Genomic DNA, 23,840 nt, shown 5'->3' on the forward strand with positions numbered 1-23,840 from the left:
CCTACCTCCGGATTTTAAAATAAAGGCTGACTTGAAAAAGTTATATACTCCAGATCACGAACACTCTTGGAAACCAGATAATAAGAAAACATCAAAGAAATAAAACATGAGTAGCAATACCCATAACCATAGAAAGTAAATCCCAGCTGCATGCTCAGCCAGGTCAGTCCTATATTGCTGAGCAGGAAGACCAGTGTCACAGCCAGAACTTCCTTGCGCAGGTCAAAATAGAACAGAATGATTACAGCAACCGAAAGCATGACCTGCAAAAGCGAACCGACAAGGGCTATCTGCAAGAGCGGCTCCTGCAATGGAGAAAGACCGACCATATCCACAAATTCCTGCGCCATGAAAATACAAAGCATAGTCAAAGAACCCTGCACTATAAGAACCTCGCGCAGACTTTCCTTAAGCATTTTAATCATACCTTTTTTTTCCTGCAAAATACTGGAAAGATCTTCTTTGGATATGATTTTCGCAAAGTAATCGTGATAATGCTCGTAAAATTTGGTTTCAATCTTGACCAGAAAGATTGCCAGAGTGGGTACGATGGTCAGATAGGCGAAAAAAATCGGTCCCTCATACATATCATGGGTCCGCAGGTACGGAACCACCATTCTTGAGTCCGGGGCAAACCAAAACATTATTTTATCCACCCAGATGGCAAGGTTGAAAAACATGCCGATCAAGGCCAGTTCCCAATATTTTATAAAGTAGGAAAACATCTTCGAATCCCAGACCCTGCCGGGAGGGAACTCTGCCAGCAGACGGGCCAGCAGCCAGAAGAAAATAACCGCCTGCCCAAGGGTGTAGCCCAGCAGATAGCCTTCAAGACCGATCAGCGGATAAAGCACAAAAGCCGCACCTACACTGCACGAAGTCCCTACTGCAAAAGCCTGTACAATCGACCGGAAATCCTTCACCGCAGACAGAAAAATCATGGTCAGCCAGATCATGGCAACAATAAGGAAAAGAGCCACCGCAATAATCTTATAGGTAATGGTCAGCTCAAAAAAATATATTCCGGTGATGGAAATAATCGCCCCGGCAATCAGAACGACTGCCGAACTTGTAAAAAACGCCGTCAGGGTAATTTTCTCATCACCCAGATAAAACCGGTCAGCCAGATAGCGCGTCACAACCAGCTGAATATAACCCACATAAATAAGGGTGAACGCGTAGACATAAACAATGGTAGTCCTGAAAATATCCTGATCCATCGGGGAAAAGCCGGAATAGGAATACAGCCCCAGCACCGCAAGACAAAGCACGCTCATCAGCCACGGGCCGGACGAAACCATTGCCGCATACAGATAAGCGGACACATCCGAAAGGAAGCTCTCCCCGCGAAGCAATTTTCTTAGTTCAAAACCGATTCCAGCCATATTCTACTCCAAATTGTCCATTGCCATATAATCTTTGTAAATAGTCAAATACGTTTTGTTGAGGTCGGACTCTTTGTAAAAAGTCTTTACCCGCTCAATCCCGGCCCGGGACATGCGCTGGCGCAGAATCGGACTGGTCAGTATTTTCAGGATAGCCTCCCCTGTGCTGACCGGATCAGCAACCTTGGTCACAAGACCGGACGGACCGAGGGCCTGATCAGCAACGGTGCGTCCTTCAAGCAGTTCCCTGCAGGAGCCTACATCAGATGCTACAGCCGGAATCCCTGCACAGTTGGCCTCCATGATAACCAGCGGCTGGGCCTCACTGATACTGGTCAATACGATTACATCAAGATTCGGCAGATAATCTGTGACCTTGACCTTTCCGGTGAACTCCACAACATCCTCAAGATGCAGCAGACGGACAAGATTGACGCACTCTTCGTAGTACTCCTTGTCCTCTTCTGTCGGGCCCATGATATAAACTTTCAACTTCTCAATCTTGATCGCAACGATCTTGATGGCCCGCAAAAAAGTCTTCACATCCTTGATTGGAACAACGCGCCCGACAAAACCAACCGCGAATTCGGTCTGGCCCTGATAATCATGGTCCTCAGCTTTCAGCCCCAGAAAATTATCCAGACTAATCCCGTTGGGAATGATCCTGATCTTGTCGGGGTCTGCGCCCTCCTGAATCTCAAGCTGACGGTTACCCTCATAAAGGGTGTATATTGAGGAAGAATAGTCATAGCAGAGTCGGGCCAGCTGCTCGAACATCCTGATCCAAAAAGTCTGGAATGCACCAAGCTTACTATCAATACGCAGCCTTTCTTCTTTCTTACGGTAAACCCACTCCGCCTGCGAAATCTCAATTTTACGCTCTTTGACGTAAATTCCATGCTCGGTAAGCAGCAGCGGTCTTCCGGTCATAACCCGTGCAATAACGCCCAAAAGACCAGCGTACCCTGTGGAAATAGTATGATAGACCTTCGCCTTGGGCAGATCGAGCGGCAGCATTTTAAAAATCGGCAGATGGGTAAAGCGGAAAGTCCAGAAATAATCAATAAACGACTCGTCATTAGTATCCGGCTTGTAACGTTCTACCAGCATATCCCAAGCCTTCTTTCCATGAAAAAGTTCTGAAAGTGGAAATTTTCCATCACGAAACAACTCGACCATTTCCCTCATCATGGAAATGTCGTTACGGTCCATGTGATAATGAAACCGCCTCAGATTTTCCATATCCTTGCGGGAAATTTTTTTGAATGGATTCTGGGAAATTTCTACCGGATCGTGCAGGTACACAATCTGAGGGTCAACAAAGTTATCCGGCACATCGTAGCGGTACTCGGCCTTTTCCTTGGACGAAGCCAAAATGCACACCGCAGTGAAGGTCAACTCCGGCATACCCTTGATCAAGTTATGAATCCAAGTGGATACCCCTCCGGCAACAAAGGGATAAGTACCTTCAAGAAGTAGGCAGACATCATACTCTTTATCTGAACTCATAGTCTACCTCGTCGAAATTTTCAGTTGCAGTTTGTTGCTCTGTAGAATTATTTTCCATCCAGAAATTGTAGATCAGGGTCTTAAACGGATCAGTTGATTTCAACTCAGGACGCGAGCGCAACTGCTCCACTTCCTGAAAAAGAGCTATGAAGTTACCCATTTCAAAATAGATACGGCAAATTCCCAACCGGGACTCCATTTCAAGATCAGGGTCATTTAAATTAGCACGATAGATATGCAAAGCCTCGCTGAACTCCCTGCTTTCGACACAGGATTCCGCAAGACGCATCAGATAATCTTTATTTCCCTCATCCTTGGAGACAGCGACACGCCAATGCTCACAGGATTGAGCCATGGAACGCACCTGCATATTAACTTCCGGCAGGCCGCTGCGGGCGTAGTTGCGATAGGTGGAAGCCAATTCGGCATGTGACTGCGGACTGTCATATCTTTCCGCACGGAATTTGGCTTTATCCAAAGCATCGGCATAATCTTCTTCCAACCGGGTCAAAGCTGTGTGGGCATAGAAACGGACCTCGGCACTTTCATCGGAAAGACTCTTCCGCAACAGGCTTACCGCCTCGGCAGAACCGATTCTACGCAACAGGTTAACCGCGCCGCGCTTCATTTCCATATCGTCACCGGACAGAATATCCGCAATGGGGTGAATATCCACCTCGTCATAAAGGAATTCGGTAACATCAGTCGGCAGGTCTATATCAAGCACCGCCCGCTCATAAGCTTTTTCCTTGTAGTCTTCTGCCAGCCCGTAACTTTTCATTACCACACGGGCCGAAAACAGGGTCACGGTAACACCGATCAAGCCGATCAAAGGCAAAAAAAAGCTGAATAACCCGGCGATGCGCGGATAATAAAAAGCAATACCGGGCAAAGCCCTTGGCTTGGGTGCAGTGAAAAGAACGAAGGAAAGACCGCAAAGCAGGTGTGCGGCAAAAGCAGCATAGATATACCAGTCAACAGAATCCCTGTTCAGGTACAACCAAACCGCTCCGCCTTCAAAAAGGTATGAAGCTGTAAAAGCCCCCAACAGGCGCAAACGCGCCATTCTGATTACCCTACTCCGCAAAAAGAACACTTACGAGGTCCTCTTTTACATTATTCACAAGTTCTTCAGGGTCTTCCATGCCCATTGAATATCCCGCAACCCCGGCCCGAAGCTCTACAAGGTTCTGGTCCGTTTCAAAAGCCATGACACTGAGAGCCTTGAATGAGCTGAGCAGGTTGTTGACCACCACCCGCGCCCCGGCAGCAGGAGTAGTAGGCAGGATAAGATAAAACGCCCCCGGTTCATCACTGATAAACAGAATATCAATCTCACGGATCTGATTCTTCAGGATCATACTGAAGGCCATGAGAACTTCATCTCGCCCTTCATCCGAAGCATTGGAAAGGCCCGGAAATTCGAGCATAATCAGGGACAGGTCCAGCTCATAACGCCGGGCACGCACAAACTCCTCACGCAACCTGCGCAGGAAATAGTCATAGGTATAGGCGTCTGTAATCTCGTCGGCGATAAGCTTATGCTTGGTTTCGGCAAAAACGGTGGCATTTTCAACACTGCTGCCGCACCAGTCCGCAACCAGCCCGGCCACACGCACTGAATCACTGGTAAATTTCAAAAATGGCATCTTCTCGACATTAAGCACGCCCACCACATGGGAATGGTTATCTGCCATGATCGGCGCGGAAATAATAATCCCGCCGGGCATACTCTCTGTGCTGGCAACATCCCTGATTGATACAGCTTTCTTCCGGCCTGCGGCGATGCTCATCAGACTCTCTCCCAGTGGAACCCGCTCGGGAAGATAACCTTTGCTATGCCGAAGAGCCGTATCAAGCCGGAATTCAGTACCGTCCAGCAAATAAATGGAACAATCTTCCACATCCATAAATTCCCGCAGAATCTCCAGTACTGCCGGGTAAATACTGTCCATGCTCAATGTACGCAGCCCCTGAGCAGCCTCATAAAGAGTACCGAGAGTACTTTCCTGTGAAAGGATTTTGCTATCCAGCTCCTGCTTTGCTTCGCTCAGGATGTCATACTTGATTTTGACTTTATCAAAGGCATCATGGAAAGCATCCCTTTCCTCACAGACTGCGTCATACTCGCGAATATGAAGCTGGCGCATTTCCCCCAGAACGACACCTACCAGGAAAAATAAAATCGGTTTCCCCCACATGCTGAGGGAGCGGAAATCAATCAGCTCAATATCCGGTATGGACAAGCTATTGAAAACCAGAAAAAACAGCGCGGACATAATCCCGGAGAAAAGCCCCCCGGCAAAGCCGTAACGGGTGGCAGTGAGCAGAATTACAATCCAGTACGGATGAGGAGAAACCGAAACAAATCCCGGATCAGCTCTAAAGAAAAGCAGATTGACAGCAGTAATGGCAACAAGGCCTAACAGCACTTCGAAATACTTGGAAAGTTTATATTTTTTAGCAGATGAATTGATTTTAAACATATCTACCGGCCCGAAGATTATCTATTTTTTGCAAAATGCAACCATGCAGCTGGCAAAACACCGGAAACAAGGCACTCCCATTAAAAGACAAAGCCGATACCTCCGCTTAACAAATGGGTTTCACCGCCACCGGCAAGTCCGGAATCACTGCTGTATTCATAGTTAAGATCCAACTCAAAACGGCCCAGCCTCAATGCCAACGACGGTCCGCCGAAATAGCTGGGGCTGTTCTTGAACTCATCCAGTCTTATGCCTCCTGAAGCCTGTAAAACAAGGATATCGCAAAGCGACTTGGAAAAGCTGGCACTCAGAGTATGAATACTTTCATCCTCCAGCACGGTAAAAGGCCTGAAATTATCATCGTCATACTTGAAATGCGAACGGTAGAATGAGTAGGAGACAAACAAATCCGGGTCCTCAAGAATCCTGCGGGTCAGGATGACATTGTAAATCCCCTTGGTCCCGTAGTTCTTTTCCGATTCAAGCTGGTACTGACGCAGCTGGCCATTCAGATACAATCCCCAGACGTTGTCGTAGAAACCGTCATAGGTCAGCGACAGCTGATTGTAGCGGCCCTCATAATTTGCGGCGGTAGGTTCATCCAGCCACGGATTATTGTAGTCGATCATGGCGGAGAATGTTCCGGGATCATGAATCCGCCAATCAAAACCAAGAGCACCGGAAATACCGGAAGCGGTTCCCTCGTAGGCTCCCAATCCCGCAACTCCGGTAAAGGTGCGGGTAAAATCTCGCTTCAAGAGAAGTGCAGCCTGATTAACATCCTTATTGATCTTTTCGACCCCATCTCCCTGCGGTCGATAGATCCGGGTGTTGGCGTAATAAAATTCACCACGGGTCTGGTCGGTGATCTGCATTGAAAAACGGCTGCCGAGCGTAGTTGTAATCGACTCATCAGACTGCATGTAGACACTGGGGGTCAGTGTCAGACGCGGCCTGCGTTCCTTGAGCAGATTTGAAAGAGCCTGCCTTGCTTCGAAATTATCAGGCTCAGCGTCAACAAGTTCGGAAAAGCTTTCGATAGCACCAAGCCAGTCTCCGCCCTGCTGGCTGCTGTATGCCTTGTTGGAAATGGAATCTGTATCTCCGGGCCGCAACCGCAACAGATAATCCAGAGTATTCAGCTGGACAGAATAATCCCCTACAGCCAGACGCAAACGGGCTTCCTGCCTGAGTGCGCGGGGTGAGGCCGGATCATCCCCCAGCCATTCCCGAAGCATGGATTCAGCCTTTTCGTATTCTCCGGCATCAATGAGAGCACCGATGAATTCCTCACGCAGTTCCAGATCATCAGGATAAATACGCAGCAACCTTGCATAAAGACGCAAACCATCATCAACATATCCCCGGCGGATCATGATGCGGGCCAGAATCACATTCTGCTGCCTATGCCCTGTGGCCCGCAGAATATCACCCTGATCCAGCTCGTAAAACAGAGATTCCGGTGCGCCTACAAGTTCCGGCTTTGCCTTGGCAGCACTTGTCGCGGCATCCGCTGACATTACCGACCATGTCGGCAACGGGCTTCTGCGCGATTCCAGGGTGCGCCTTGCCAGCATGGCGGAAGACATGGACCTGACAATATAAGTAAGCCCGGTTCTCTTTTTGAAATCACCTCCGGCAGCACGGGCCTGACTACGGGTAGGGTAATCCCCGATCTGGACCACCCGCCAGAGAGTTCCCTTGTCATCAAAGAGGGCCACCATAACCGGATTATAGCCTTCCCCCTTCAGGTAGGACATGAATCCCCACGCGGTATCAGCCTGCGAGAAAGAGCTGACCCGCACAGTCCAGATTCTGTCCTGCTCTTTGGCGGCAAACACAGCTGTATTGTCTTCCGCCAGAAGCGGAGACACATGCATGACCGGGAGTAAAACCGTCATGAAAAGAAAAAAACAGACAACTGCTTGCTTCAAAACTTTACCTGTCGATCCTCTTTAAATTCTTATCCGTATTCTTCCTGCGTTCGTCACTGCGGATAATCCGGGCAGCACGCTTGAACTCGCGGACGGCATCATTTTCACGCCCCATGAGTCTGTAGATCTCACCAAGCTGATAACGCCCTTCCGCATCACCGGGAACAAGTCTAAGGTATTTCCGCAACTTGGAAGCTGCACGCTTATACTCTTCCCGCTCTCCAAGAATAATACCCAGCCCTTTGAGCGAGGTGTGGTTCTCCGGGTTGATCTTGAGAGCCGCCTCGAAAAGATCATAAGCATCGGTCTGGAAATTGTTGAACAAGGCTTCCGCCCCCAGACGCGCCAGGAAGATTTCGTCCTTATAGTACTCTTTTTTCAACCTTTTATAAACATCAGAAGCTTCGCTTCCGCGCCCGGCCATTTGCAAAGCAGACGCCAGCAGAAATCCTTCGAAACGGGGCAACTTCTTCAAGCGGGCATAAGGTTCCAGAATCTGTAATGCAGATTCCGGCTGGCGGGCATCAAGATAGGCCCTTGCCAGCTCCACCTGTTCCGTTTCCGGCAATTTACCGGCAGCCTGCAACTCTTTGAAAAGCCTGATCTGACCTTCAACATTTCCTCCAAAACCGTAAACTTTCGCCAGTTCCAGCTTCAGGTCATAATCATCAGGCTTTAAAGCAGCAGCCCGTTCATAGTAAACGGCTGATTTTACGTACTCCCCGGCATCGGACCATGCTTCAGCGGCCTTTTTGGCAAGCTCAAAATCACGCGGCGATTCATCAGAAATCTCCCCGTAAATTTTAGCAGCCACAGCCGGACGCGCGGTCCATTCAGCCAGTCTGGCCAAGGGTTCCCGTATCTCCTTGCGCTTGTAGCCACGAGCATAAAGCTCATCGTAAATCCTGTAAGCTTCTTCAATCAGTCCGGCCTGATCTGCAAAGTCAGCCCACTTACGCAAGGTCTCCAGGTTTTTGGTTCCCTGCCCGGCAAAACGGGCCAGAAGCAGCTCGGCTTTCCGGGTATCCCCGGCAGCAGTCCAGACGGCGGCAGCCAGCAGTCCGACCTGTTCATCATCGGGACGCAACTCAATGGCAGTCTCGGCTGCGTCACGGAAAATACTCTTATCCGCAGTATACGATGCAACCTGAATCAGGTTCATCACGTATTCGCGGTTACCCCCGGTCATGATCGCGGCCTTTTTGTAGTAGGGATAGCTGTCCTTGGGAGAGTTGAGCCAAAGCATAATCTCACCGGCCTGCGCGATAACAGTCACATCGTCCGGAGCGATCTTAACAGCATATGCTGCGGCCTGTTTGCCCAGATTTAAATCCTGAGTTTCCGAGGCAGCCAGCAACATATCAATTATATCCTGCTGTTCCTGCACTTTTGTCAGCAACTCACGGTAAATCCGGTAAGCCTTCAAAGGCTGACCGACATTGCGCCATGCCGATCCGGCAGTGCGCATGAGATCAAGATCACCGGGGTAAACTTTCAAGGCCAATTCCACGGTATCAGCGAGGAGCTGATTATCCGCAGTGGTAGCGGCGGCATCGATCAGATTCCGGTAATCGTCGAGAGTTGCTCCGGGACTGTCCACAACCTTCCGCAGAACATCGTATGCTTCCCGGGGACGCTCAAGAGTCAGCAGAAGTGCTCCGCGGGTACGCAGATAATCCGGCTCATTAAGATCCACTTCACCAGTCTGTTCGACAACTTCGGACATCAGCTTAATGTCACCGCTGAACAAGGCGGCCCGCAGCATATCATGCGCGTAGATGAGCCAGTTTCCGACCCGCTGTGCGAGACTGCGGAAAAGTGAAACAGCTTTGCGGTGGTTTCCGGTTGCCATATAGACAGCACCGAGAGCCTGCTGATGATCGCGGTTGTCCGGCTCAAGCTCCACGAGCTTTTCCAAAACCGTTTGTGCTATATCGTGCCTGCCTGCACTACGCGCCATCCAAGCAGTTTCAGTAAGAAGATCCACATTTTCCGGGCTGATCTTGAGCAGCCTTTCAGCAAGCTCCAAAGCACGGTCATAACTCCCCGCCCAGCCCAGTACCTTGACCAGCTGCACCCGGTTTTCAACATCCAGTCCGGTCTTTTCATCCATGCGGGTTGCATATGCGTAGCCTTCATTTATACGGTCCGTGGCTACGAAATATTCAAGCACATAAATTACATACTGTTTAACATCGACCTTTTCCCCAGTCTCGGCCCTGAATTCTGTCTCGGCCTTGAACTGTTCACCGACAATAAATATGCGCTGAATAAGGAAATTGAGATACGGATCATCCGCGTCTTTGGCATGTTCCGTACCGAGAAGCTCGATTCCATCATTGAGGACATACATAAAATCACCGCTAAACGGTCTTTTACCCTGCAATTCATTGAGCCTGACGATGGCATCTACTTCCTGCGGAAACATGTTGTAGTAGCGGTAATACATGACCAGCTGTTCCAGCGGCTTCATTTTGTCCGGCTCAAGAGCAGCCAGCTTCTCCCATGTATGCAGGGCCTCACGGGGCATGACATTCCATTCATAAACCTGCGCCAGCTTCCTGCGCTCGGCAATGCGGTCCGGCTTCTGCTTAAGAATTTCCTCAAGGCTGGAAATGGCCTTATCCGGCATTCCGCGCTTCAGAAAAACATCAACACCTATGTTTAAAAGCCGCAGATCGTAAGGATCTTCTGCAAGCAGTTCAGTCAAAATATCTGAAGCCTTGGCGATCTCACCGCTCCTCAGGTACAGGCGGACCATATCCCTCGGAAAGGGATATATCAGTATGGTCGTACCAATTATGATGAGTACGAAAAGGAGTACCCGCCAGAGCTTTATATTCAATTCAGCTTAATCTCCATAGACCCGGTAAGAACATCCTCTACACTCAGAACTCCCCCGGCACTGCTGCGCAGTTCAAGGGGCGGGCCATCCTTGCGGATAACCCTGTATTTGCGGTCCGGAGCAAGTCCGCCCAGTTCGAAACGTCCTTTACTGAAACATTCAAAATCAAAACGCACACCATCATCACTGCGCTCAAAATTACGCACCCAGCCGGAGCCGTTTTTCAAATAAGCCAAACCGTCATTGGCCCGCTTATCCGGGGTCAGCACCAGTTCCGCCCGCGCTGTTCCGGGCCGCAGATGCACAAAAACACCTTCAGGTTGGATATCGTAACCAAGCACATTTCTGCATTTTTTAAGATCAGGAACTTTATCCATGCCGTCCAGACGCACGGACAGGCAGTCGGCATAATCGCTGAACACAAAATGATCCGGGGAAATTTTCTCAAGCTTTGCCGCAAGGCTTCCATTGACCATTTTGATGTAAGCCGAAGCATAAACACGTGCGCTGTCCTGACTCAAAGCCCACTCATAAACGTCTTCCAACGCTTTGAGGGAAGCAAACTTCTCACCGCTGTAAAAGTGATAGTAAATGTCGATGGGCATCATCCGGCGCGGGGAACCGGTCCGCTTCATGGTCTCCACAGTATTGCGGAAACCGAAGTATGGACCGGACCAAAGGTTGGTCAGGATATTTTCATTTGCCTGTCCGGTATAAATCTGATTGTACCGCCCCAGAGCACGATAGGTAGGTGAAACTCCGAAATATGAATTGCGCCGGGCATCAAAAACGCTGTCCCCGCCGTTCATGTTCAGGATTCCGGCTTCGTCGGCAATGGCAACCTGCTCCTCAGTAGGATCACACATGCCGGACCAGAACAGGACCTTACAGGGCTTACCCGCCGGAGCAAGGTCCTCGGAAATATAATCGCAGGAACCGACAATCTCGTAACGGGCATCGAATTTGTAACCGTCGACTTCATACTGACCGATTACAAAGTTATCAGCATAATCCTTGGACTCGCGGACCTTGGCATTCCATGCGAAGGGGTGGGTATAGGAATGGGATGATGTTTCCACATTCTTCATCTCAAACAAAGTTCTGGCCATCTCAACGTTATCAATACTGCCCTTTACTGCCGGGTTGATCTCCCCGGCAATGACCGAAGCGGAGTTGGGAAAATCATAACGCGCAAAGATACGCTCCATGATGATTTCCCCGCAGACCTTGTATTTATCGATCTCGGTGTAGCCGACAAAGCCGTCACCGTCGATATGGGCAAAGGCCAGCCTTTTACCATTCAAGGTATTGGGAGTAAGAGCCGGAACACCTTTTAAATCAAGGCAAATCCGTAAAAATTCAAATGGATTCAAGTACCACTGTTTCTGGAAATTAACAGGGTCCTGCCAGCGCATGAAACCGTCCAGAGCAAAGCCGCCCCGAGGTCCGGCAGCTACCGCAGCCGCCGCGCTGTCCGGCTTTGACTTCAAGGCAACATCAACCCATGATCTTACATCCCCGGAGTTGGGCACAATTTGTATGTATTTTTCAGGGAACAAGGGGAGCTTACGCTCAAAATTCATGTTTTCCGGATCAACGTATTCATATTTGAGGCGGAAATCATCATTGGTGGCATTGCCTTGGTATGAAAAACCGATATTCTTGAATACCTTCTTGACCAGCGACGGATCTGCGGCAGTTCTATCAAAATCACTAAAAGCCCCGAGATTTCCGGCGATAATCACCTGTTTTCCATCTTTCTGCTCCCGGATCAGCCAATTGAGATATTCATCAGGGTCCTTCATCAATTCATCTGAGAACGTGGTAAAAACAGCACGAAAACCGGCCATTTCTTCATCGGAAGGCAGAGGCCTCTGGACGACATCACGTATCTCATACTTGAATCCCAGATAGGTCAAAGGAGCGGCAAACCCCTCGATAAAGCTATTATCCACTGCTGAACGTTCTTCAGCACTGTTGTACAGCACAAGAACCTTGCGCTTAAACTGTCCGGCGTGCGCACAGGTCAGCCCGAGAAAAACTATAAGCAGAGCGATAATCAGCCTATTCAGACGCATGAATAAAAACCTCGTTTAGCGCAGGGATACTTACATAAGGCACGTAGCCCAGATTGCGGGATAATTCATAAGCTTTTTCAATCTCCTGCTTATCATCGGCAGGAACATAGTCGAGAGTCAGGACCACCAGCCTGGGGTTGACCTGCCGCGCAGCTTCTGCCTTGGAAACAAGAAAATCACGGTCTTTTTTTGAAACATCAGTACGAATGGAAGCCGCCGGTTCCATGGAACTGCTCAAGCCTTCAATGAGCAGATAATTCAAGTACGGGGCCGTGCGCTTGATGATCTCGAACCCCCTGTTCTGGCAAAGGAGCATCTTGGGGTATTTCTCGCGGATAGCGCGGACCAGAGCGACGCAGGCACGCTCAGTACCCTTGTAAGTGTCCGGATCACGACGCTGCATATCAATGGGAGAATCCAGCGTATCAAAGAAAAGCCCGTCATATCCGGCTGCGAGGGCATCGGGGATGATACGGGAAAAGAGCAGCTCGCTCCATTCCGGGCGGCGCACATCCACCACCCATGAATCCCAGTTGCTGTTATGGCGGACAAGCAACCCCATTTCTTTTGCCTCAGCATAGTAAGGACCGTTTGCAGCGACCTCACCGAGGCTGATATAGACCAGAACTTTAGTCCCTTCGGAACGCAACGGGGCCGGGTCCTGACCGCCGGGAGCGGAAACCAGCAAATCAAAACCGGACAGCATTTCTGTCCGGTCCTGACTTCCGTAATAACAGGCCCATGAAGAAACAGCACTGCTTCCGCCAAAGGCAAAAGTCCTGCCGAACAAGGTAAAAGAGATCACAAGCAGAACGACTAGTTTGCTGAGACGGAAGACATGGCCGCAACCATTTCCGCAAGTGTTTCCTGCGCGACGCTGTTCAAAGATTCCGTACATCCGAAGAAGCACCCCCCGCTTTTGGAAGAAGATGAAGCCCAAAGAACATTACCGGAAGAAACGTCAATCATGCGCAGGTTAATTCCCACGGAAGGACTCTGGTTTACCCCGCGCTTGTACTGGTATTCGGTCACAGAACCGTAGATCACGGTATCAACTCCGAGCTTGCTTCCCAGCTTCTGGGCAACCACATCTTCCATGACATATTCGAGATCCTCCTCGTTCCCTTTGATGCGGTTAAGCATTTCAGTGGATTCCATAATGTCGAACTTTGTGGAAGAATATAGTTCAGTAGTCAGCAGGTCCCCGACCATACGCCCCGCATTGGGAGTATTGGTCAGATTAACCAAAGGCAGAACCGCCGCGTGACGTGCTTCACCGGCAATTCCGTTGGGTTGGACGTAATCTTTCATGTACGTACCGGAACATCCGGCAAGAAAGAGCACAAAAAACATTGTGAGAAAGAGACTTTTTTTCACAGAACCCTCCGTATTTTCAAAATAAATATCATCACACTATAGATTGGCAATTTAAATCAGAACTATCCCCAGCAACAAAAGAATCTACTCAAAAAAAATGAATAAAAAACACCCAATTCTTTCAGAATACCATAATCCCAATCCATGCTTATGAAAAGTATTATTTCTTTGTAAACTTTAAAAATAATGTTCTTTTTTGTATCCTGCATCAAAGTAAAATTGTATAACTCTTTACGTCCCCGTAAATGTTACGGGATAATTTCTTAAATGGTTAAAAACTATGAAAACACACTATCTATTTATTCTAATTATTCTTTTTTCCATAATGAGCTGCGCCTCAACTACTAAATCTTCCGTAAATAACAATGAGAATAAGACCCGCGAGATAAGAATGACCCCGCAGCATAACGAAATCAACAGCTGGGCCTACCAGCTACAGAAACCGCAGCTAGCTAATCTTGCCGAGTCTCCATACGACTTATTGGTCATTGATTACTCCAAAGACGGATCAGACCCCAAAAGGTTTTCCGCCAAAGACATCAAGGTACTTCATAAATTCAAAAAGACAGTACTCTGCTATTTTTCCATCGGAGAGGCCGAGGAATACCGCTTCTACTGGCAGAAGGAATGGAAAGACAACCCGCCACGGTTTTTAGGGCCGGAAAACCCCAACTGGGCCGGGAATTACAAGGTAAAATACTGGCGTGAAGACTGGTGGGAATCAAGCCTGCGCCCCTATCTGGACCGCATCCTTGAAGCCGGTTTCGACGGAGTGTATCTGGATATCGTAGACGGTTACTGGTTCTGGCATGAACAGGGCATGGAAGTACAGGCCACAGCGGACGAAATGGTCAAGCTGATCAAAAGAATTGCCGACTATACCCGCAAAAGAGCCGGGAACAATTTCATCATCTGCCCCCAGAACGGCATGGGGGTGTTCAACGATTGCTCCCCGGAATACAAAGAAGTTTACCTTGAAACCATAAACATGGTCGGACTTGAAAGCCTCCTCTACAACATCCACAGCACCGAAGACCGCAATTACCGCCTTAAGCTTGCAAAGGAGCTGGCCAAGGATGGAAAAACCATCCTTGCAGTGGAATACATCGAACCATCCCGGTACGCTGAATACCTGAAGGAGGTTGAAGGTCTGGATTTCAGGCTGATCCCCTACGGATCAACAGCGGACACAGAGCTGGATCGAATCACTGATTTCTGGAAATTCAGAGAGTAAAACGCAGAATTCCGCCGGCATTAAGGGCATTGAAAGCAATGGCTATCCCGGCCAGCATAACCAGTCCGGCACTTATAACTGGCAGGTTTTCTATCCACCTGCGTGAACCGGAAAATCTTTCAGTAAGTTTCGATGCCCGCACGGTCAGGATACCGATAATGATCAGTACTGCGGCAAGTCCGAGGCTGAAGGCCAGAATCAGCAGCAGCCCGAACACGATACGCCCAAAAGCAACCGAAGCCAGCAGCACGACCAATGCAGTAGGACAAGGGACCATGCCCCCGGCAATACCGAGGCTGAGCATGGACCACCATGAGACAGGTTCGGAATCACTTTCATGATCATGACTGTGGCTATGGGAATGAGAGTGCGAATGGGAATGGTCATGATGCTCGTGGCTGTGCAATGCCCTGCGGGCCAGCATCATGTAGCCGACCCCGAAAACCAGTGCCCCGGAAAAAGCACCAAGCCACGGGTAAAGCTCACCGGGCAGGAAATAGCGCGAAAGCATTAAAGCCACGATACCGAGCACGATAACACTGGCTACATGGGTGATGGTCACGATGGTTCCCAGAGTAAAGGCATCGCGGATGCGTCCGCTGCGTCCGATGAGATAAGCCGCGACCATGGCCTTTCCGTGTCCGGGACTGAGGGCATGGCCCATGCCCAGAAAAAAGGCCAGCCCCAGCGCGAAAAGGATGGTTCCCGGTCCCAGATTTTCCCGCGCCAGATAATCCTTAAGCGCGGCCTGACTGGAATCCTCCTGCGGAACAGGCTTTATACCGCTGTCTTCCACAGAAGGTGCAGGGGCGGAAAAGCTTACTTCTCCACCCTCATCTTTCTTGGCAAAGAACTGATAATTCAGCTCCCGTGAATCAGGAGAAGTCCTGACCACGCTGAATTGGGGATCGGCCTGAACTTTCCATTTCAGCCATTTCAGTTCCCCGGTCTGAAAATTATTGTCGGAAAATTTGAGGTAATGCTTCGCTCCATCATCACCTGACAGTGAAACCGCGTAAACCAGATTCGAACGCAATCCGGCATTATAGCCGCCCGGAGCCGGGGCTACTGAATCATAATACAGTTCCGGTATAACCGGCTTATCGTCCAGATATACTTCCAGATTCGGAAGCAGGAGAGCACTGATATCCCGTGAAAGTTTCCGCTCTTCCGCAGCGGAGACTGTACCGTCACGGTCGGCGTCGGGAATCAGGCTTGCGGTGATGGATGGACCTATAGCTGTATCATAAACTATGAGCAGTCTTCCGCTCTCGTTCATAACCGTGGTTTCCTGCACCACCTCTCCCAGCGGATGAGCCTGCGCCAGTGCTCCCGGCAGCGAACAAATCAACACAAAATATAATAAGATAAGATTACGCACCTGATTTTCCTTCTGATTAACCTCATTAGCTGCATACAGGTTCGCATAGATAGATATTGACAGCAAGCACCGGCGCGGCTATATGTCGTAAAAAATGACCATCGGTCACTTTATGACCAAAGGTCGCAAAACCAACAAATCCAAGCACCAAATGGCCAGAAAACAACAGGAAAAATCGCTCCAGACCAAAAAAGAGCTTATGGAAGCAGCCAACGAACTGTTCGGCAAGCAGGGGTTCGTGGAAACAACTGTGTCTCAGATTACGAAACACGCCGGGTACGCAAAAGGAAGCTTCTACCGCCACTGGGTCAGCAAGGACAAACTTTTTCTCGAAATAGTGGAAGAAAAGCTGACTGAGTACCGCAATTCACGCGACGACAGGCTGGATAAAGCCGAGTCTCTGGAAGAAGTGATGAATATTATCTGGGATTTTCTGGAAAATATTGTCAGCGACCAGAACTGGGCCAAGGTTTTCCTTGAGTTCACCATTTATGCCTCACGCATGCCGGAACTGCGGGAAGACATGAGCCTGAGCCAGTACAGGCTTTCCGAAGAGGTCTTTGCCGATCTGGTCCGAGATTTCGTGGAAACAGATTATCCGCCTGAGAAGATCGGAGCATTCAATACAGTTTTGTTTGAAGGATACATGGTCCGAAATTCAATTGAGACCGGATTCATGATTCAAGGTAACGGCGGAGCAGGTTTGATCGGATTTAAGGATGTCCGTGAAGCGGCAGTAACCCTTGCCCTGAGCAACGGACTTAAGAAAGCTGACTAACCAGTCTATTTACATAACCAAACCGGAGGGAACATGAAAAAACTTTTAATTACAGTAGTAGCTGCAGCCATGTGCATGTGCGCCCTGCCCCTGACAGCAGGCGCTAAATCCATAAACCTGACTTACTCCAACTTTTTTCCGCCGACCCATATCCAGTCCAAACTGGCCCAGCAGTGGAGCGATGAAGTAACCAAGCGCACCGAAGGCCGCGTATCCATCGCCTACTTCCCCGGTGGAACGCTGACCAAAGCAAAGCAGTGCTACGACGGCGTTGTTGAAGGTCTCTCCGATGTGGGTATGTCCGCATTGGCCTACTCCCGTGGCCGTTTCCCCACTATGGCAGCAGTAGACCTCCCGCTGGGCTACAAATCCGGTGTTGCAGCAACCAAGGTTGCCAATGCGGTTTACGATAAGTTTCAGCCTAAAGAACTGCGTGATGTAAAAGTTCTCTTTTTCCACGCACACGGTCCCGGCCTGCTCTTCACCGCCAAGAAGCCGGTAAAAACCCTCGAAGACCTCAAAGGCATGAAGCTGCGCGGGACCGGTAACTCAGCACAGCTGCTCAAAGCTCTCGGCGCGGCTCCCGTTGCCATGTCCATGCCCGACACTTATCAGGCAATCCGCAAAGGTGTCGTTAACGGCGGCGTTTACCCCATGGAAACCAACAAAGGTTGGAAAATGGGCGAAGTAGTAGACTTCTGTACCCTCGACTACCCCGTAGGCTACACCACCACCTTCTTCGCAGTAATGAACAAGGATAAGTGGGATGCCATTTCCGAACAGGACCAGAAAATCATCATGGAAATCAGTAAAGAATTTGCCACCAAGCACGGTGAAGCATGGGACGAAAGCGACAAGGAAGGCCGCGAGTTCCTGTCCAAGAAAGGCGGACAGTTCATCGAACTGAGCGAAGCGGAAGGCAAACGCTGGAAAGAAAAAGCAGCCCCAATGATGGAGGCCTTCATCAAAAAAGCAGACAAGAAAAAACTGAACGGTAAAGAAATTCTCGACTTCACTGTTGATACTCTGAACAGCGTACAATAAATAATATTGCCTCCGGCGGTGTTTGCCTCAGGCGACCCTGCCGGGGGCCTTGAACCCTTTGGAAAAAGGGGGCAAGGATTCCAAAACTTTTCATTAAGGCTTCGCCGTTTCTTTATTTGAAGACAGTCATTGAACGCTTTCTGCAAAGCATACTCAAAACGTCTTTGAAAGAGAGGGGATGGGATCTCCCCTTCCCCAGCCGCCAGAGGCAAATTTCACATTTGGAGCATTAAATTGGGTAATCAGATTTCGAGCCTCGTGGATAAATTTGAGGCACTTTTAAAAAACATCGCCGCGATCTGTCTGATCGGCATGGCACTTTTGACCGGGGCGGACATTATTTCACGCGGCGTGCTGGATACACCGATCTTCGGGGTGGAAGATATTATTGCAGTACTGGCCGTACTGACTACCGGTCTTGCTCTCGGTTACGCCGAAAACCAGAAGGCTAACATCGGCGTGGAATTCCTGTACAGCAAATTCAGTGCCCGCACCCGCCACAGGGTAAAGGCAGTGACAACGTCTATGAGCATCGCCCTGTTCAGTATGGTTACCTGGAGACTCTACCTCTACGGCTGCTCCATGCGTGAGGCTGAAGAAGTCTCCATGACCCTTGAACTGCCCACTGATATGGTAATTTTCGCACTCGCTTTCGGCTTCGGTTGTTTTACCCTCACCCTGCTGAAAGAACTCATTCTGCTTCTCACGGGGGAAAAATAAATGGAACCGACAACTCTCGGCATTATCGGCATCTTTGTGATGCTGGCCCTGCTAATGACCCGCATGCCTGTGGCCTACGTTATGACTCTTGTCGGCTTCGGCGGATTCTCCATGCTGGTTTCCATGAAAGGCGGTATGAACCTGCTTTCGCGCAGTTTCTACGACACTTTTTCATCCTACAGCCTTTCCACCATCCCGCTGTTCATTTTGATGGGACAGCTGGCCTTTAACAGCGGAATCAGCCGCAGGCTCTACAGCACGGCTTACCATTTTCTAGGCCATATTCAAGGCGGGTTGGCCATGGCGACCGTAGCTGCCTGCACCGCTTTCGGCTCTGTGTGCGGCTCCAGTCCGGCAACCGCTGCCACTATGGCAACTGTCGGTATCCCGGAAATGAAACGCTACGGCTACTCAAACTCCCTTGCAGCAGGTTCGGTTGCTTCCGGCGGCGGTCTGGGCATGATCATGCCCCCGAGCATCGTGTTGATTGTTTACGGAATACTCACCGAGCAATCCATCGGTGAGCTTTTCATGGCCGGAATCCTGCCTTCGGTAGTGCTGACCATTTTATTCATCATCGCAATTGCGATCATCTGCCGTCGTGATCCCAGTCTCGGCCCTAAAGGTGAAAAATTTCCCTTAAGCGCAAAACTGAAATCCCTGATGGGGCTGATCGATACCATCGCGGTTTTCGGCCTTGTAATCGGCGGGATGTTCTTCGGCTTCTTCACCCCCAACGAATCTGCCGCTGTCGGCGTACTCGGCATCCTTATACTCGGCATTATCAAACGCCAGCTCACATGGCAGGCCTTTGTGAACTCCCTTTATGAGACCCTGCGTACTTCGGTAATGGTGCTTTTCCTGGTTGCCGGGGCCATTATCTTCGGCAAATTCCTCGCCGTTACCCGCATTCCTTTTAATGTTGCTGCCTGGACTGCTTCATTCGACCTTCACCCGCTGATCATTGTCTCCATGATTCTGATAGTATACTTCATCGGCGGCTGTATCATGGACGCGCTGGCCCTGATTATGCTGACAATCCCGGTATTTTATCCGGTCATAACCACACTGGGATTCGACCCGATCTGGTTCGGAGTAATCATCGTTCTGGTTACCCAGATAGGCGTCATTACACCCCCGGTAGGCATCAACGTCTACGTGGTCTACGGCATGGCCCAGAAGTTCGCACCGGACATCACTCTGGAAGATATCTTCAAAGGAACCATGCCTTTCCTGCTGGCGATTCTGGCGGGTATTGCACTGTTTGCCATCTTCCCGCAGATCATTTTATACCTGCCGCAGGCCATGTATTAAGACCTGCCATTTCAAAACGTAAAAAGCCGCAGCATCCAAAAATGCTGCGGCTTAATTTTTGATATAGAAATAATTAACTACCGGAATAACACACCTGATTACGTCCGCCCTTCTTCGCAGCATAAAGCTGTTCATCGGCAACTGAAATCATTTCGGTGAGGCAACCCAGCTGTTTGCCACACATGCCGATACTCACTGTAATATAAATTTCCTTTTTACCTACGTAAATCGCACTGCTCTCAATTTCCGTACGGATCTTATCGAAAACAGTTACGACTTCATCCAGTTTGGTATCAGAACAGAGGATACAGAATTCTTCTCCGCCGTAACGACAGACGATATCACTTTTCCTGAACCGCTGAGCCAATGAACGAGCGACCTTTTTAATAACTTCGTCACCGACATCATGCCCGTAGGTATCGTTACAATTCTTAAAATGGTCAATATCAATCATCGCTACAACCATGTCTGCCCCGGCACGCCGCTGCTGAGCGAAGAACTTCTCGCCATACTGAAACAGTGAACGGCGGTTATATATCCCGGTCAGGTAATCACGATCCGAGAGAGTCTTGACCATTGCGATGTATTCAGCATTTTCAATATTATGGGTAACCCTGCAATAAAATTCTTCAGTAAGAAAAGGCTTATGGATATAGTCGTTGGCTCCGGCCTTTAGAAAATATGCAGACGTTGTAGCTCCACCAACTCCGGAGAGTCCGATAATCGGCAAACGGGACTTGGAAAAATTCCGACGCAGCTCCTTGACCAGAGTAAGCCCATCCATGCCGGGCATATAGTGATCCGCAATGACCAGACTGATATCATATTTACCGCTATTAATTATTTCCAAAGCCTCAAATCCGTCTTTCGCTTCAAGAACTTCAAAGTTCCAGACTTCAAGCAGGTTGCGGCAAAGATTTCTGCTGGTACTGGAATCATCAACGACCAGCACCTTGGTAGAAATATTCTTACGTAAACGATTCACAAGGCCCATTACATGATCAATATTTCCCAGATTTTCTTTTGGAACATAATCAACAATGCGTTTAGCCCACATCCGGTCACGCAAATCATCACTGACTTCACCCGTGAAAACAATAGATGGTATCTGCTGCGCTACAACCAGATCAACAATCTCTCCATTTGGTGCATCTGGAAGATTCAAATCCAATAAGGCAGAAAAAAACTCGCAGTGTGAATTTTCAAGATAAGCTTTCGCGTCTGCATAGCACCTGAAGACCTCAGACTCCAGATCCAGCTTCTCGCTGACACTTCTTTTAAGAATACCGGAAAAGGTAAGGCTGTCTTCTACTATCAACACTTTTGTAGGATGAACGAGACATTCAGTAATTTTATTTGTCATGAAAAAGGACCTGGAACAACTTTCTGGAACAACTTAATACAATTATAACCATCCCCGACAGCAGTAACCTTACAAAATATTATCTGAATAGTACATGATTTCTATTTTTAACATGCTGGTTTAAAGTAAACATACCTGCATTCCTCTGCAACTAACTAAAAAAAAACTGCATACCCAGAACGAGAACAATCATAAAAAGTATAGTCATTCCTGTCCCTGCACGTAGATAATCAATAGCCTTCAGCCCCGCCGGCCTCATTATCAGCGCATTGACCTGATGAGTAGGTAATATAAATGTATTGGAGGCAGCTAAAGCAACAGTCATAGCCGCAGTTCTTGGATCTGCCCCACAGGAAAGTGCAAGGTTCATTGCCAGCGGAACCAGCAGAACCGTAGCTCCTACATTCGAGGTGAACAGCGTAAAAAACGAAGTCAGCAATCCTATGCAGGTCAGCAGGACCACCGGAGATGGAACGCCGACGGCATTCATGAGCATGTCAGCTATCATTTTTGCCGCGCCAGTATTTTCAAAAGCGAGACCAAGCGGGATTAAGCCCGCAAGAAGAAACACGGTCATCCAGTCAACAGAACGGTAGGCTTCGTCAATTGTCAACACGCGCCCCAGAACCATCGCCGCAGCACCGAACAAAAGAGCAATGGAGAGCTGAATGTTCAGGACCAGTATCATGAACATAGTCACAGCAAGACAACCCAAAGCCCATGGAGCCTTATTCTCCCGCATGAGTTCACCTTGAATCGGCTCGGTAAAGACTAGATCATTCTGGTCTTTAAGCTGATGAAAAGCACTCCACTTACCGTGGAGGAGCAAAGCAGTCCCCTCACTAACAACCAGATTGGAGAGGTCACTAATGATCATCTCATGCCCAGCAAAAACGGCCAGAGGAACAACTCCATATTTCTTTCGCAGTTGAATCTCGCCGACAGTCATTCCAACTAGCTGCGACCTGGGTGAAACAATACCTTCCATAATACCTGAATTTGTAGCTGCCAGATCATCTGCGAAGACTTTCACCTCCGGCAGAATGTTCCACCCGTAATCAGCGGCCAGTTTCTCGATAAACATAGCCTCACCGATTACAGCAATAGTATCGCCGGGACAAAGAGTGTCTTCAGGACGAGGGGCTACATTTCGCTTATGGGTAGTTGCGTTATGAGATGCTAGAACCGAACAAGCGTAATTGGAGCGAATCTGCAACTCCGAGAGGCATTGTTCTTGGAATCCATTCTTAGGGATTTCCATTTCATAGATCTTTCCAACATTATGATAGGTTTTGTCGAGCAAAGGAGAAAGAGGCCCGCATACTTTTCCGGGTTTACTGTGAGGCAGAATCCATCTGCCGAACAGCCTGAAATACGCCAATGCAGAAACGATAAGCAAAATCCCTATCGGGGTCATGCTGAACATTCCGAAGTGCTCATAACTGACCCCTCTGACAACCAGCAGATCGTTGAGCAGGATAAGCGGACTTGAGCCGACCAGAGTAAGGGTCCCGCCGATAATTGCGCAGAAAGCCATGGGCAAAAGTATATGTGATGCCGGGACTCCGGTCTGGGTGGAGATGCGGCGTGCGGCAGGCATGAAGAGTGCAGCCGCACCTATATTCTGCATAAAGCCCGATATAACAGCGACCGTCGCCGCTACCATTGAAGTAATCTTGGATTCATCCTTTCCGGCGAATTTTAGAATCATCCGGGCCAGCTTATTCATGACACCGGTCTTATCCAGACCTGCGCCAATAATGATTACCGCGATGATCGAAACAACGGCGTTACTGCTTAAGCCACTGATCGCCTGTTCAGGAGTGACTAAGCCAAGCAAAGGAAGGCAGACCATAACCATAATGCCCACCATATCCACGCGTACCCATTCGAAAATAAAAAACAGAACGACCAAAAACAAAACAGCAAGAACAAGGATGATATCGGGGGTTATCGGCATAACTAATTTATCTTTCCTTTAGATGATTAATTGACATCATATTAAAATGCCGCACTTCCAATTGTAAAACAAGGGAGGGATTTAGAACAGTTTTAGTTACAAAAATATATAATCATCAACGGCAACACACTTATTTATATCGCCTTGACTTATATGCACAGAAGGCAGCCCCGAACGCAATTTCCCATATCATGAGACATAGGCAAGCACAAAAAACAAAAAAAATTTTAAAGTCCCCTCAACAAATGCACCTTAATTTTCCCAAGCTAAAATCGATTCCCTTCAGTAAGCAACTCTTTTCAATCCATATTTTAAAGGTCTTAGAGAATGAAAACTGCCTATCTAATTGTGAACCAGAGATTAAATACACTACAGTTTCTGGAGCCCAACCATGAAGATTGCCCCATTGCTTTTGCAGCATCGTGTTAGCAT

17 protein-coding genes are annotated in these 23,840 nt (G+C 48.9%); 5 read left to right on the forward strand and 12 right to left on the reverse strand.

Annotated features, from left to right (window positions below; genetic code table 11):
* Positions 1-14: 14 nt before the first annotated feature.
* From pelG to ACNI29_RS00655, 9 genes are all read right to left on the reverse strand, one after another.
* Positions 15-1,385, reverse strand: coding sequence for an exopolysaccharide Pel transporter PelG (pelG, locus tag ACNI29_RS00615; RefSeq protein ID WP_419780264.1), 1,371 nt, complete (start codon positions 1,383-1,385; stop codon positions 15-17).
* Positions 1,386-1,388: 3 nt separating this feature from the next.
* On the reverse strand, positions 1,389-2,894 hold the full coding sequence (pelF, locus tag ACNI29_RS00620) for a GT4 family glycosyltransferase PelF (RefSeq protein WP_419780265.1): 1,506 nt from the start codon (positions 2,892-2,894) through the stop codon (positions 1,389-1,391).
* On the reverse strand, positions 2,881-3,960 hold the full coding sequence (locus ACNI29_RS00625; RefSeq protein ID WP_419780266.1) for a HEAT repeat domain-containing protein: 1,080 nt from the start codon (positions 3,958-3,960) through the stop codon (positions 2,881-2,883). The genes pelF and ACNI29_RS00625 overlap by 14 nt, the downstream gene beginning before the upstream one ends.
* 10 nt (positions 3,961-3,970) lie before the next feature.
* Entirely contained in the window at positions 3,971-5,380 is a 1,410-nt protein-coding gene (locus ACNI29_RS00630; protein WP_419780267.1) for a GAF domain-containing protein, read from the reverse strand.
* A gap of 80 nt (positions 5,381-5,460) precedes the next feature.
* Positions 5,461-7,281 (reverse strand): SPOR domain-containing protein, encoded by a 1,821-nt coding sequence (locus ACNI29_RS00635; protein WP_419780268.1) that lies wholly within the window; start codon positions 7,279-7,281, stop codon positions 5,461-5,463.
* Positions 7,282-7,318: 37 nt separating this feature from the next.
* Positions 7,319-10,159 (reverse strand): tetratricopeptide repeat protein, encoded by a 2,841-nt coding sequence (locus ACNI29_RS00640; protein WP_419780269.1) that lies wholly within the window; start codon positions 10,157-10,159, stop codon positions 7,319-7,321.
* Positions 10,156-12,237 carry a polysaccharide deacetylase family protein gene (locus ACNI29_RS00645; RefSeq protein WP_419780270.1) on the reverse strand — a complete coding sequence of 694 codons (2,082 nt, stop codon included), beginning with the start codon at positions 12,235-12,237 and terminating at the stop codon, positions 10,156-10,158. The genes ACNI29_RS00640 and ACNI29_RS00645 overlap by 4 nt, the downstream gene beginning before the upstream one ends.
* On the reverse strand, positions 12,224-13,135 hold the full coding sequence (locus tag ACNI29_RS00650; RefSeq protein ID WP_419780271.1) for a glycoside hydrolase family 191 protein: 912 nt from the start codon (positions 13,133-13,135) through the stop codon (positions 12,224-12,226). Before ACNI29_RS00650 ends, ACNI29_RS00645 begins: the two co-directional genes overlap by 14 nt.
* Positions 13,054-13,614, reverse strand: coding sequence for a GNA1162 family protein (locus ACNI29_RS00655; RefSeq protein ID WP_419780272.1), 561 nt, complete (start codon positions 13,612-13,614; stop codon positions 13,054-13,056). The genes ACNI29_RS00650 and ACNI29_RS00655 overlap by 82 nt, the downstream gene beginning before the upstream one ends.
* 280 nt (positions 13,615-13,894) lie before the next feature.
* Here ACNI29_RS00655 and ACNI29_RS00660 point away from each other — a divergent pair, with 280 nt between their 5' ends.
* Positions 13,895-14,848 carry an MJ1477/TM1410 family putative glycoside hydrolase gene (locus ACNI29_RS00660; protein ID WP_419780273.1) on the forward strand — a complete coding sequence of 318 codons (954 nt, stop codon included), beginning with the start codon at positions 13,895-13,897 and terminating at the stop codon, positions 14,846-14,848.
* Here the strand turns inward: ACNI29_RS00660 and ACNI29_RS00665 are convergent.
* Positions 14,838-16,229, reverse strand: a complete 1,392-nt coding sequence (locus ACNI29_RS00665; protein ID WP_419780274.1) for a nickel/cobalt transporter — start codon at positions 16,227-16,229, stop codon at positions 14,838-14,840. The genes ACNI29_RS00660 and ACNI29_RS00665 overlap by 11 nt on opposite strands.
* 151 nt (positions 16,230-16,380) lie before the next feature.
* On the opposite strand from ACNI29_RS00665, the gene ACNI29_RS00670 reads away from it, so the two are divergent.
* The 4 genes from ACNI29_RS00670 (at position 16,381) to ACNI29_RS00685 (ending at position 20,085) form a co-directional block, all read left to right on the forward strand.
* Positions 16,381-17,007: a TetR/AcrR family transcriptional regulator gene (locus tag ACNI29_RS00670; RefSeq protein ID WP_419780275.1), complete on the forward strand. Its 627-nt coding sequence runs from the start codon at positions 16,381-16,383 to the stop codon at positions 17,005-17,007.
* A 33-nt stretch (positions 17,008-17,040) separates the two neighbouring features.
* Positions 17,041-18,051, forward strand: a complete 1,011-nt coding sequence (locus ACNI29_RS00675) for a TRAP transporter substrate-binding protein (RefSeq protein WP_419780276.1) — start codon at positions 17,041-17,043, stop codon at positions 18,049-18,051.
* A 234-nt stretch (positions 18,052-18,285) separates the two neighbouring features.
* Complete coding sequence (locus tag ACNI29_RS00680) at positions 18,286-18,771, forward strand: TRAP transporter small permease (protein ID WP_419780277.1); 486 nt, start codon at positions 18,286-18,288, stop codon at positions 18,769-18,771.
* Positions 18,772-20,085, forward strand: a complete 1,314-nt coding sequence (locus ACNI29_RS00685) for a TRAP transporter large permease (RefSeq protein ID WP_419780278.1) — start codon at positions 18,772-18,774, stop codon at positions 20,083-20,085.
* A gap of 73 nt (positions 20,086-20,158) precedes the next feature.
* Here ACNI29_RS00685 and ACNI29_RS00690 read toward each other — a convergent pair whose 3' ends face one another.
* Together ACNI29_RS00690 and ACNI29_RS00695 are read right to left on the reverse strand one after the other, a co-directional pair.
* Positions 20,159-21,448, reverse strand: a complete 1,290-nt coding sequence (locus ACNI29_RS00690) for a diguanylate cyclase (protein WP_419780279.1) — start codon at positions 21,446-21,448, stop codon at positions 20,159-20,161.
* A gap of 151 nt (positions 21,449-21,599) precedes the next feature.
* Positions 21,600-23,408 (reverse strand): SLC13 family permease, encoded by a 1,809-nt coding sequence (locus ACNI29_RS00695; protein ID WP_419780280.1) that lies wholly within the window; start codon positions 23,406-23,408, stop codon positions 21,600-21,602.
* Positions 23,409-23,840 lie beyond the last annotated feature (432 nt).

It is taken from the genome of Maridesulfovibrio spiralis (SeqCode) (genome assembly GCF_048571135.1).
Classification (GTDB): Bacteria; Desulfobacterota; Desulfovibrionia; order Desulfovibrionales; family Desulfovibrionaceae; genus Maridesulfovibrio; species Maridesulfovibrio spiralis.